Annotated in this window: 11 protein-coding genes and 1 pseudogene; 6 read left to right on the top strand and 6 right to left on the bottom strand. The window is 63.2% G+C overall.

What is annotated here, in order from left to right; all coding sequences use genetic code 11:
• Positions 1-201 precede the first annotated feature (201 nt).
• Both EV641_RS27700 and EV641_RS27695 read left to right on the top strand, forming a co-directional pair.
• Positions 202-471 (top strand): Atu4866 domain-containing protein, encoded by a 270-nt coding sequence (locus tag EV641_RS27700; RefSeq protein ID WP_054717822.1) that lies wholly within the window; start codon positions 202-204, stop codon positions 469-471.
• Positions 468-1,199: an SDR family oxidoreductase gene (locus EV641_RS27695; protein WP_132476542.1), complete on the top strand. Its 732-nt coding sequence runs from the start codon at positions 468-470 to the stop codon at positions 1,197-1,199. Before EV641_RS27700 ends, EV641_RS27695 begins: the two co-directional genes overlap by 4 nt.
• A 473-nt stretch (positions 1,200-1,672) precedes the next feature.
• Here the strand turns inward: EV641_RS27695 and EV641_RS27690 are convergent, their stop codons facing one another.
• Positions 1,673-2,077, bottom strand: coding sequence for an SRPBCC family protein (locus tag EV641_RS27690; RefSeq protein WP_158289227.1), 405 nt, complete (start codon positions 2,075-2,077; stop codon positions 1,673-1,675).
• A 165-nt stretch (positions 2,078-2,242) separates the two neighbouring features.
• Between EV641_RS27690 and EV641_RS27685 the strand changes: the two genes are divergently transcribed.
• Positions 2,243-3,100 (top strand): helix-turn-helix transcriptional regulator, encoded by an 858-nt coding sequence (locus EV641_RS27685; RefSeq protein WP_132476536.1) that lies wholly within the window; start codon positions 2,243-2,245, stop codon positions 3,098-3,100.
• 80 nt (positions 3,101-3,180) lie between these two features.
• Here EV641_RS27685 and EV641_RS27680 read toward each other — a convergent pair whose 3' ends face one another.
• Positions 3,181-3,747: a flavin reductase family protein gene (locus EV641_RS27680; protein WP_054717814.1), complete on the bottom strand. Its 567-nt coding sequence runs from the start codon at positions 3,745-3,747 to the stop codon at positions 3,181-3,183.
• A gap of 115 nt (positions 3,748-3,862) precedes the next feature.
• Here EV641_RS27680 and EV641_RS27675 point away from each other — a divergent pair, with 115 nt between their 5' ends.
• Positions 3,863-4,738: a helix-turn-helix transcriptional regulator gene (locus EV641_RS27675; RefSeq protein ID WP_132476533.1), complete on the top strand. Its 876-nt coding sequence runs from the start codon at positions 3,863-3,865 to the stop codon at positions 4,736-4,738.
• Positions 4,739-4,803: 65 nt separating this feature from the next.
• On the opposite strand, the pseudogene EV641_RS27670 reads toward EV641_RS27675, so the two are convergent.
• A pseudogene (locus EV641_RS27670) lies at positions 4,804-5,205 on the bottom strand (acyl dehydratase); the annotation flags it as partial.
• Between the two features lie 633 nt (positions 5,206-5,838).
• On the opposite strand from EV641_RS27670, the gene EV641_RS27665 reads away from it, so the two are divergent.
• Positions 5,839-6,615 (top strand): SDR family oxidoreductase, encoded by a 777-nt coding sequence (locus tag EV641_RS27665; protein WP_132476530.1) that lies wholly within the window; start codon positions 5,839-5,841, stop codon positions 6,613-6,615.
• Positions 6,616-6,870: 255 nt separating this feature from the next.
• Positions 6,871-8,310, top strand: coding sequence for a Na+/H+ antiporter (locus EV641_RS27660; RefSeq protein WP_277874530.1), 1,440 nt, complete (start codon positions 6,871-6,873; stop codon positions 8,308-8,310).
• Positions 8,311-8,632: 322 nt separating this feature from the next.
• Here the strand turns inward: EV641_RS27660 and EV641_RS27655 are convergent, their stop codons facing one another.
• The 3 genes from EV641_RS27655 to EV641_RS27645 form a co-directional block, all read right to left on the bottom strand.
• A complete protein-coding gene (locus EV641_RS27655; protein ID WP_241031749.1) occupies positions 8,633-9,388 on the bottom strand; it encodes a GntR family transcriptional regulator in 756 nt (251 codons plus the stop codon).
• Between the two features lie 348 nt (positions 9,389-9,736).
• Entirely contained in the window at positions 9,737-10,903 is a 1,167-nt protein-coding gene (locus EV641_RS27650) for a CoA transferase (RefSeq protein WP_054714295.1), read from the bottom strand.
• A gap of 1 nt (position 10,904) precedes the next feature.
• Positions 10,905-12,056: a zinc-binding dehydrogenase gene (locus EV641_RS27645; protein WP_054714297.1), complete on the bottom strand. Its 1,152-nt coding sequence runs from the start codon at positions 12,054-12,056 to the stop codon at positions 10,905-10,907.
• Positions 12,057-12,073: the final 17 nt, after the last annotated feature.

Below are 12,073 nucleotides of genomic sequence, written 5' to 3'. Positions count from 1 at the left end.
TACGAGCGTTGCGGCGAACATTTCGTCGGGTTCCTCCATCTCGGAGCTGCACTCACTTGTTTCAAGAAGCTGCCCACATGAGACACGCTCTTAGTTGTCCGCGGCGTGACTGGGTGCGCGGCACCTAGTCGAGTTGCGTCCTGCCTACCCGCCGCATGTCTCGCAAGAATGAGATCACCAAGTCCGCGAGGGAGGATCGTGATGGATGAATCCGGAACCACCATCGACCGGGCAGGTGTCATTGGGATGTGGGTGACAGCTGACGGCTTCATTCGCCAGGAGTTGCGTGCCGATGGGCGCTACGACGAGGCGCGTGGCGCACGGCAGTGTGCATATACCGGAAGTTACACGGTGACAGGAAGCCATCTCGACTACCTCGACGACCTTGGTTTTACCGCAACAGGAGACATTTGTGGCGGGGTGCTATACCACGAGCATCTCGTCCTATACCGAGAGGACCAACAGTCATGAGCGAGCGCAAGGTAGTCCTGATTACAGGCGCAAGTAGCGGGATCGGGGAGGCGACAACGCGGAGGTTGGCTGCCGACGGCCACCAGGTCTTTCTCGGCGCACGGCGCACAGGACGACTCGAGCACTTGGTCCAGGAGATTGGCGATGCCGGCGGCAGTGCAGCATTCCGCAAGTTGGACGTCACTGACGTAGCCGACGTCCAGGCCTTCGTCGAGGCCGCCCGTGAGCATTTCGGTCGCGTCGATGTTGTGGTCAACAACGCCGGAGTCATGCCCCTGTCGCCGCTGGCCGCGCTGAAGATCGACGAGTGGAACCGGATGCTAGACGTGAATGTTCGTGGCGTTCTCAATGGCATCGCCGCAGCACTACCGGTCATGCAGTCACAAGGTAGCGGACATTTCGTCAACATCGCATCTGTCGGGGCGTACGAGGTGGTGCCGACAGCGGCGGTCTACTGCGCGACGAAGTTTGCGGTGCGCGCGATCTCCGAAGGGCTGCGCCAAGAATCGTCGGGCGATGTCCGTGTTACCGTCGTCTCGCCGGGTGTAACGGAATCTGAATTAGCGGACAGCATTTCGGACGACAAAGCGCGCGAGGACATGAAGGCATACCGTGCCGTCGCGCTTCCGGCCGCGGCGATCGCCAACGCGATCGCGTTCGCCATCGATCAGCCGGCGGATGTGGACGTCAACGAGATCATCGTTCGCCCCGCCGCGAGCGCACAGTAGTTCGGCCGGACCGAGGTGGCCGTCTCCCGACGAGACGGCCACCTTGATCCACTCGCCAATTCATTCCGACGGCCGCTGGAGTCCTCAAGAAACGCGTCATCCTTTCACTGCCGCTGCGGCCTGCCCGGCTGGGTTGCGTAGTGGACGTGTCGGTGACATCGGGTTTGCACACGTCCTCTCCTGATCCTGCCGCTCGCACCCGCAGAAAGAGGACGTAGGAACACAGAGAATCACGCACCCGAAATTGGCTGCCCCCAAGACTGATAACGTATCCGCGGCCATACTCCAGGTCCATTCGCTACGACAGACGGCGTCGATGACGCTCTGCACAAGCCCGCCCCGCGCACAGCTGTTCGTACGCGGGGCCGAGCGTTGCAGACTGACGTGCCCCGCCTCGTGCCCAGATCGGTATGACCGCCAGCCCAGAACGGGGCAGCAGTGATGATCATTGCGGACAGGATCGCTCCGGAACGTCAGCTCACGGCGGCAGCCAACCCGCCTTCGTAGAAGGCGGTGATGAGCTGGCGAGCTTGCTCGGCAGGGATACCGTCGGCGTCGAACTCGGCGTCCCAGGAAACAACGGTCTCCCCTGACTTGACGTCCCGGGTGACGGCGACGGCCGCCTGGTAGTTGCGTACGGGAATGGACCCACCGACCATCTTGTAACTGTACGACTGCTCGGTCTGATTGATCAGTTCTTCGATCGCCTCACCACCACCTCGCAGGGCGACGCGGCGGCGGATGCTGTTCCGGCTGCCGTCGCGTGCAGCGTGGTCGGCATCGAGATGCCATCCGTCGATGGCGAAGAAGTCTCCGATCCTCCCCCACACCAGCTTCTGGTCCAGCGGGGTGCGAACTTCTGCATGAACTGTCAACATGCTCCTCGGATCCTTTCGTGGATGGCTGTGGGTCGTGTGGTGCCCGATTCCGCGCCAGCGACGCTGGATGTCGGTGAGGGTTCCACTGTCGCCGACGGCCGGCTCGTCTGTCGTGGGTGCAGTGCACCCACCCACTACCAGGCGGTTCAGAACTAACATTGGGGAATGCCTTCCAGCGAACTTGGAGATTTCCTTCGGTCACGTCGTGCTCAGGTTTCACCGAACGACGCGGGACTTCACAGCTATGGCACTCGAAGAGTTTCAGGCCTTCGACGTGAGGAAGTCGCGATCCTTGCGGGACTGAGCTCCGATTACTACACCCGCTTGGAGCAAGGGCGAGAACGCAATCCGTCCGCTCAGGTGCTCGATGCACTCTCGCGCGCGTTGCGGCTCGATGCCGACCAGGAAATGCACCTGTACCGGTTGGCCCGCGTGGTGCCGAGCGCCCGCGGGTCCAGTGCACGGGAGTCGGTCAGTCCGACGCTTCTCCAGTTGATGGATACCTACGACTCGACTCCGGCGTTCGTGTTGAATCGGACACTCGACATTCTCGCCTGCAACCGGCTCGCCGAAGCGCTTTTCTCGCCGTTCACCGCTGCTGACAATCTGCTGCGGATGGTGTTTACCGATCCCGCGGGAGCGTCTTTCTATGCCGAGTGGCATCGCGCGGCACAGGCCACCGTCGCAACATTACGTTTGGCCGTCGGCCACGACCCGAATGATGCTCGTCTCACCCAGTTGGTCAATGAGCTGTCGGTGGCCAGCCCCGCGTTTCGCCAGTACTGGGAAGAGGGTCAGGTGCGGGGCAAGACACTGGATGCAAAGGAGCTCGTTCATCCCGATGTGGGCACATTGAGCTTGACCTTTCAAGCTTTCGACGTGCGTGACAAGCCGGGACAACAGTTGGTGATTTACCAGGCGGAGCCGGGGTCCCCGAGTGATCAGGCACTGAAGTTGCTCGGTTCGCTCACCGCGACCAGGGACCGGGAGCGGCGGGACGTGGAAGCAAGTTCGACCGACTGACCCTCGCGCAGTTGCCGACTACAAGTCCTGCTCCCTTTCTCCCAAAGTCCGCCGGGTGGCACACGGTGCCGCGATATTGACTAGTCGATCAGCGATGGCCACTTCGTCATCCGCTCACGGAGGTCGATCGCCTCACCGTTCTCGGAGAACGTTCCGTCGCCGCGGTGATGGATCTCGCCCGTGCCTCGCTTCGAATCATCTACCCACACATGCTGGGCCTGGACAATCCAGAGTCCGTAGTCATCGACGAGGCGATCGTCGACGACGCGGCATTCGATATTCGCGAAGCACTCCGCGACGAGGGGGGCCGCAACGGATGCCGATGCCAGCGGGGTGAGGCCGAAACGCTCCCACTTGTCGACGTCCGCACCGGATACGTTTCCGACGTCGACGACCTGCTCGGCGAGTTCGACGGCCGGGATGGCAATGACGCACTCGCGGGTGTCGCGCAGCGTGTCGAAGCTGTAGTTCCACGGTCCGAGCACGAATCCGATGAGACCGCCGTGTTGCACTGGCATGTTGAAACCATTTGTCATCAGATTGTCATGCCGTCCGTCGGACGTCGAAATCATGATCACAGGTCCTGGTTCAATCAGTCTGTGCACCTTGGAAATTGGGTACTGGGAGAATTCATCCGGACCAGTCATACGGTACTTCCTTCCGATCAAGGTTGATTACCTATAGTTTTCAGGGCTCAGATGATGTGCACCTGGCCCTTTCGCACCCCCCTTGGAACGTGACCGGTTGCCTTACAATCAAGCCATGGCGAGCACTGAGTTGGGGGAATTTCTGCGGGCCCGACGCGCTGCCGCATCACCGGATTCGGTTCCGTTTGCGTCCGCGGGACCTCGGCGGGTGCCGGGGTTGCGCCGGGACGAAGTGGCCATGCTGGCCGATGTCAGTCCTGACTACTACCGCCGGCTGGAGCAGGGCCGTGAACGCCACCCGTCCCAATCGGTCCTCGAGGGGCTCAGCAAGGCTCTGGTTCTTACTTTCGAGGAACGTCGGCACCTCTACTCGCTGGCAGGTGTGGCGTGGCGACTCGACGGTGCCGAGCTTCGACGGGAGGTCGATCCCGCGTTACTGCGTTTGATGGAGTCCTGGGAGCGCTCCGGCGCGTTCGTCCTCGATCCGGTACTAGACATCTCGGCGATGAACTCCCTGGCGGTGGCGTTGTTCGAACCATTCGCCGATACGACCAATCTCGTCGAGATGGTCTTCTGCGATCCGGCCGCCCGTGAGTTTTTCGTCGACTGGGAGGAGTCGGCGAAATCCACGGTCGCCAGTCTACGAGCGACCGCCAAGTTCTCCTCGACCCCCCACCGGTTCACCGACCTCGTCGCCCGGCTCGAGGCCGCAAGCCCCCGTTTCTGCGAGCTGTGGGCTCGACACGAGGTACAGCCGAAAACTCACGAGGTCAAACAGCTGCGCCATTCGACCGTCGGCGAGCTCACCATCGAATTCCACGCGTTCGGTGTCCCGAGCGCGCCTGGCCATCAGCTTCTGGTGTACCAGGTCGAACCCGGCTCGCTCGGTGAGATTCGATTGCTCGACCTGGCGACACACCGAATCGATACCGATGTGCCCAGCGCACAGCCCGCTGGGCAGGCGAACCGACCCACCGCGTCAATGGATTAGATCCGAGAGCAGGCCGAGCAGCGCCGTACCATCCGGCGACTTCATCGGGGTCGTGCATTTCAGACTCAGGCCGTGAGGGCGGAGAACCGGCGGTCGAGGACGGGGATATCGGTGGCGGTCGCGGTGTGTGAGAACACTAGTGAGTGAAGGTGCAGGACCTCACCGCCGCCGAGGTCGTCGACGCCTTCGACGTGGAGTTCGCTGGTGAGGGTGTCGCCCTCGGGGACCGGACCGGTGTGATCCACGACATCCACCGCCACCAGATTCGGCAGGGCGCGAGTGGCCCGGCCGAGGGCGATGCCGATGGTGTGCCCGCCGTAGACGAGGCGGCCGGCGGCGCTAACCCGTTCGTGGTGGGTGGCGGCGACGTTGAGCGGTGAGTCGCGCCAGTTCCGGGGCGCTCGAGACCGGGTCGCCGCTGCTGCGAGCACCGCCCCGAGCCCGGCATCGAAATGCGTGCCCGGCACCCGCGTGTGGTATGCGTCGATGCCGGTCAGCGCCTCATCGACGATCTCGAGGTCCCGTGTGGTCTCGGTCTTCGGGAGCACGACGCTCGCCAGGCCGGGCAGTGCCGCGCACGCGGCGAGGTCGTCCCGTGCCCGTTCACCCGAAACGACACACTGCCCTCGCGGTCGGTCTCAGTCACCAGTCGGCGCACGAGGTCGCGGGCCTGCTCCTTGTTTGCGGGGGGTGACGGAGTCCTTACGGTCCAGGCCAGCGCCTGGCGCGCCTTCCGTGTGTCGGAACCGGGCGCGATCAGCACTGACCGCCGCCGCGTAGCGATCTCATTCACCACAGGCTCCTTCGACGCTATTCATCCGGTTGTTTTTTGGTTTGCAGCACGCCTGATGGAGGTGAGCGAGAACATGCACTGATCAGTCAAAACATCTACTAACACACAGTTTCACCGGTTGCACTGTGACCGCACCGCTAATCATAGGGAGGATACGTACGGATGAATTGGGTAACGGTTTTGCGGTTTGCCTGGGTGTGGTGCACCTAGGCAAATCGCGGCCTGTTCGCCCACCCCGATCACGCCGACGATGGAATCCGTACCCCGAGGAACCACACCTCGAAACACCACCAAGGAGACACACCCCATGAGCCAGGTCCTGACCGGAACCCCCCTCATCGGCCGCATCGCCGTCGTCACCGGCGCCTCCAGCGGAATCGGCGAAGCCACCGCCGAACGACTCGCCCAACTCGGCGCCAAGGTCGCCCTCCTCGGCCGCCGCACCGACCGCATCACCACCACCGCCGACCGCATCAACGCCGCCGGCGGCACCGCGATCGCCGTCACCACCGACGTCACCGACCGCACCGCCCTGCAAGCCGCCGCCGACCGCATCACCACCGAACTCGGCCCCGTCGACCTCGTCTTCGCCAACGCCGGCGTCCAGCTGATCTCCGAAATCGTCGACCTCAAGGTCGACGACTGGGACACCCAGATCGACCTGAACATCAAGGGCGTGATGAACACCATCCAGGCGTTCGTCGGACCCCTCGTCCAGGCCGCCGCCGACGACAAACCCGCCGACCTGATCACCACCTCCTCGATCGCCGCCACCCGCGTCCTCGAAAAGTTCCAGGTCTACTCCGGCACCAAGGCCTACATCAGCCAACTCACCCGCCTACTGCGCACCGAACTCGGCCGCAAGAACGTCCGCGTCGCCACCATCGAACCCGGCATGGTCGACACCGAACTCCCCGACCACGTCACCGACCCCGACGCCAGCAAACTCATGGCCGACCTGATCGACCAGATCGACGTCCTCCAATCCGAAGACGTCGCCGAAACCGTCGCCTTCCTCACCGCCGTCCCCAAACACGTCAACCTCACCGAAATCACCATCCTCCCCACCGCCCAAGCCATCTAACCCACCCACACACACCGTTCCCGCCCCTGGCAATCCGAGGGCGGGAACGGTCCCCACTGGATCAAAGAGGGACTGGCAGGACGACGTGAGTCTCCGGCCCCCGTCGTGCAATCTCATTCCGGGCCCGCCTCGAGGCGGGGCCGACAACGTCAGCCTGGCGCCGACCCACATCCTTCCGCCAGCGCCCTTACACGTACCCCGCAGCACTCAATAGCCATGAGGTGACCATTGCAGTCGATTCAACTACTCGTCGCAGTGCTCGGTACGGTCATCATCTTCACCGTATGGGGCGCTCGGATTCGCATGGTCCAACCGGCCGCCCTGCTGCTCGGTGGCTGCCTTTTGGGTTTGACCCCGACTATTGCTGCTTTCGAGTTGCCACCCGAGTGGGTCCTCGTCCTGTTCCTTCCTGCGATCTTGTACTGGGAGGCTCTGACGACCTCTACGCGAACAGCGAGTCGTGATGCCCGCTCTGTGGTTCTGCTGGCGGTCGTGCTCGTGGTTGCCACGACCGCCGCAGTGGCCGCCTGCCTGCATTGGATCCTGCACATTCCGTGGGCTGTTGCGTTCGTCGTCGGGGCCGTGCTTGCCCCGACCGATGCCGCCGCCATTGCCGCGCTGGCTCAGCTTCTACCGCCCCGGTTCATGACGTTGCTGCGAGCGGAGAGCCTGATCAACGACGGAACTGCGCTGGTTCTTCTGGCCACCGCCGTCCCGGTCGCGATCGGCGCGCGTCATCTCGATCTGCTGCACATCAGCTGGGCCCTCGCCGCAAGCTATCTTGGCGGGGTGTTGTTCGGTGCCGCGGTCGCCGGGACCGCACTGGTCGCTCACCGGTTTCTCCGAGACTGGATGCTCTCGAGTGTGCTCAGCGTCTTGACGCCGTTTGTGGCGTACCTGCTTGCAGAGCAAATACATACCTCGGGTGTCATTGCCGTCGTGACGGCGAGTGTCCTGGCCCAGCGTGGACCGCGTGTCATTCCGCCAGCCACTCGAATGCAAACTCAGCCTTTTTGGTCACTGATTACATATGTCCTCAATTCGGGACTGTTCGTCTTGGTGGGTACTCAAATCCCCTCCGTTGTAGATGATCTGGCGCCTCAATCGTTGACGGTGGGGTTGGCAGCGGTGGCCTTGGCCGGTTTCGGCGTGATCGGCTGTCGGCTGCTGTACTTCTACACGATGCCTTCCGTGTTTCGGGCCATCGACCGCCGCGGTAGTCAAGTTTCACGCCGGATCAGTGCGCGTGAGCGTTTTCCGCTCGCATGGTCCGGTGTCCGTGGCGGGGTATCGCTGGCCGCCGCGCTCGCTGTTCCCGACACCATGGCAGATGGGCGTCCCTTCGAGTACAAGAGCCTGATCGTGTTCATCACAGCTGGTGTCATCGTTGTGACCCTGTTCGGGCAGGGCATGTCCCTGCCGCGCGTGATCACATGGGCCCACTATGACTCCATCGACGAATCTGCCGGACAGCGGACAGCGGAAATCGCTCTGACCGAGGAAGTGTTGCGGTATGTGACGGACCCGGCTCAGCGCGACACCGCCCCCCCTCCCTGCCGATCGGCTCGACGCCGAGCTGCAGGAGCACCTGCGCGCCCTGACTGTCCGGCAGGAGGACCCGGTGTCGCTCCAGATACTGACGATGCGCCGGGCGATCCTCGCTGCCCAGCGCAGTCGGCTTCTGACCGTGTTTGAACGACACGAGATCGACGATGCCGTGTTCTTACGGGTCCAGTCGCTACTGGATACAACCGAGGCGAAACTGAACTCGACGGTGACGTCCTGCCCGGATGAGCCGAGCGCGAAAAAACTGTAGCGAACAGTTCTGTGGCGGCGTTTAGTCGTCGAGATGCGCTCGAGGGCGCGCGATGTCGACACTCAATGCGGACTTCGGACGGTTGCACAAGGGGCCAACCAGGGCCACTTACAGCGTCCCAATCGTTCACTCGACAAGGAAATGTGCGGCTCGCCGCCATGCGCTATAACGGCCGCGAGTCACACGTTCACTTCTTCGTGCTCAGGCTCCTCGCCGCCGCAATTCCATGCGGTACGAGTACCGGCGCGGATTGAAGTGAGAGGACGTGAATTCGACGAATTTCCCGTCCGCGTCGTAGTAGAGACGCTCGATCAGCAGTATGGCGTCTCCTGCTTGACATCCGATCAGTTCGGCTTCGTACTCCGGGGCATTCATGGCGGTGATCTCTTGCCGTGCGCCCATGATCGGCTTGGTCAGCAGTTTTTCCGCGGCCCCGATCACGGTTCCCTCGCCGACCGACGGGACCCCCTCCGCGGCCAGTTTCGCACCGAGGTCGGGTTCGACGTAGTGGCGCGTCAGGACAAAGGGGATCCCCTCAAAGGAACGGCGAACGGTGGCCTTGCTGACCTCGATGTACGGCAATTCCAATCGGGACGCGATGGAGGGCTCGACGACGACCGTGAATGGTTCGATCACCTCGGTGTTCGTGTCGGGCCAGACGATGATTTCGTCGAGGGATCCGATCGAGCGGACGTAGCGGCCCCGGGTGTCCTGTTGGCGGCCGCTCACATAGGTTCCGCTGCCTTGCACGCGGTAGATCAGCCCGTCGGAGAGCAGTATCTGCAGGGCTTCGCGCACCGTGTGGCGGCTGACATTGTGGACCGACTGCAGCACGCTTTCGGTGGGCATCTTCCGTCCGACCGAGTAGACACCGGCCTCGATGTCGGTCCGCAACTTCTCGGCCAGCACTTTGTACGCCGGCACACCACGCTCCGCGGGAGCTACCTTGTTCGTCACCACGGGCCCTCCTTCTCCCTGATGCGGCCGGCAGGGTTCCATCCACCACACTAGCGCTCGTCCGGATGAATCTTCAACGTGGGCCACTCGGCATTGGTGATCTGCTGCGACACCCGAGTATTCGTGGCGACAGAGTCCATCTCGACATTTGTAGCTCGAAAATTGATACTGATCAATCGAGTATGGAGGTGTGACCGTTTGGAATCACACCTCCATACTCAGTCCGTCCGGCGCCGGAGTCAGGCCGCCGACGGATGTCTGTCACCAGAACACGACCGCGATTCGGATGTCGGCCTTATCGCGGCGGTGCTGGTGTCCCCGCCGCCGCCCGCATGTCGGCGGGGTGCGTCACGCGGTGGTCGGTTCCACCTCCGTAAGCAGTTCGTCGTTGTGCTCGCCGAGCTGGGGCGCGGAGTCGGTGCGCGGCTCCTCGTAGGTGTCGGTCAGGAACGGTGTCCGGATCATCCGACGGCGACCGGCATGCGGATCGTCGATCTCGAGGAACATGCGACGCGCGTCGAGGTGTGGGCACTGGTAGAGCTCGTCGATGGTCTGGGTTTCTCCAGCGGGAAGCCCATGCGCGGCGAAGTGCTCGACGATCTCGCGGCGGGTACGGGACCGTGTCCACCGTTCGGCTTCGGGGCGGATCACCGATGCGAAGTTCTCGGCCCGGTGAATGACCGAGTCCAGCAGCGGATGCTCGAGCAGGTCGGGCCGCTCGATTGCCACACACAGCCGCCGCCACATCTCATGGGTGGGCAGAATCAGTGCAACATAACCGTCCTCGGCTTCGAGGGCCCCGAGTGGAGAATAACGATCCACCCCGCGCACTCGATGCTCGCCCGTGAAATCCCACAGCATGAGTTCGCGTTCGAGCAGGGACGCCACCGAGTCGTACATGCTCTGATCGACGAACGCACCCGTACCGGACTGGTGACGTCCCTCAAGAGCGGCGAGCACGCTGACGGTGGCCTGCACCGCAGTGAAGACGTCCGCGAAACCGGTCACCGTCGGCAACGGCGGGCCCCCCGGTTCTCCGGTCACCGCCATCAGCCCACCAATCGCCTGGATTGCGGTGTCGAAGGCCGGCCGTTCGGCGAATACACCCCGATGTGTCGACAACCTCCCGTATCCGCTGATGGCGCAGTAGATCAGGCGTGGATTGATCTCCTTGAGCGCGTCGTATCCCACTCCCATGCGGTCGACTGCCCCGGGGCGAAGGTTCTCTACGACGACGTCGGCGGTCGCCGCCAAAGCCAGGTACCGTGCTCGGTCACTCTCCGCGCTCAAGTCCAGGGTGACGGACTTCTTGTTGCGGTTGTAGCTCAGGAACCCGCCGCTCATGGACCCGGTCTCGGTCTGCTCGAGCGGATCATAGATTCTGCGCGGATCGCCGCCGTCGGGCCGCTCGATCTTGATGACCTCCGCACCCAGGTCGGCCAGCATCATCGCACAGTAGGGGGCGGCGATGTACTGGCCCATCTCGAGCACACGAATGCCGTCGAGGGGCCTCACGTCAGATTCCTTCGGTTCCGTGCGGGACGAGCATCGGCTTGATGTCCTCCTGCGCCCGCATCCGCGTCAGCGCCTCGGTGGCCTGGTCGAGGCGGTACCGGTTCGGGACCAGTGCACCGAAGTCGTACTTGCCGTGCGTGTTCTTCATGAATTCGAGAGCCTTGCGGTACTCGGCGATGTGTCCGGACCAGGTCCCCATGATGGTCAGCTGCTGTCGGGTGATGAAGCCTGGCCGGACCGGGACTTCCTTGCCGGGGCCGTCGATCTGGCCGGTGACCATGTAGCGGCCGCCTTCCTTGATCATTCCCAAGCCTTCCGGGAATGCGGTGCGTGCGCCGGAGAACTCGAACACCACTTCGGCGCCGTGGCCGCCAAGCAGGTCGCGGACCGCGGCGATCCGGTCTTCGGGTTCGGGATGTTCGGCGACGGAGACGAGGTCGGTGGCGCCGTATTGCTTGGCGATGGCCAGGCGGTTGTCGGGAGCGCCGATGGTGATGATTCGCCCGGCGCCGAGGTGATCGGCGAGGGCGGTCGCGAACAGACCGAGCGGGCCGGCGCCCTGGATGACAACGGTTTCCCACGGGTTCATCTTGCCGATGCGCTCGAAGGAGTGCACGACTGTTCGCAATGCGCAGCTGGCCGCTGATGCCCAGGAGGTTTCCACTTCGTCCGGCACGCGCACGCGTCCCGAGTTGGGGAAGACGTAGGCGTATTCGGCGAACCCGCCGACCAGATAGGGGGGTCGCTCGCAGTTGGTGAACATGTAGTACTGGCGGTTGGTGCACAGGGTGGGCTGGTTGTCGAACCGGCAGTGGTCACACTGGTTGCATGAGGCGTGGGTGAAGCAGATGCGATCGCCGACCTCGAGCGGTGTACCGAAGGTGTCTCGCTCGGCCCCATCGCCGAATGCGATTACCTTGCCGACCATTTCGTGTCCGGGGATGACTGGCAGATCCAGGGCCTGGCTGCCGCCAAGGGAGCCATCCCACAGGTGCAGGTCTGATCCGCAGACCGTCGCGGCTTCGACCCGGACCAGGAGTGCGCCCGGTTCGAGTGTTTGCGGCACGGGAATTTCGCGGATCTCGAGCGGCTCGCTGTGCTTGGTGAGCACCGCCGCCTGGCTGGTCTTGGGGATGTCGAAGGTGGTAGTCATCAGTTTGTGCTCCTTGT

This window comes from Rhodococcus sp. SMB37, from assembly GCF_004345605.1.
GTDB lineage: Bacteria > Actinomycetota > Actinomycetes > Mycobacteriales > Mycobacteriaceae > Rhodococcus.
Note: the sequence above shows the minus strand (reverse complement) of the source record. Positions and strands in the feature narration are given on the sequence as shown.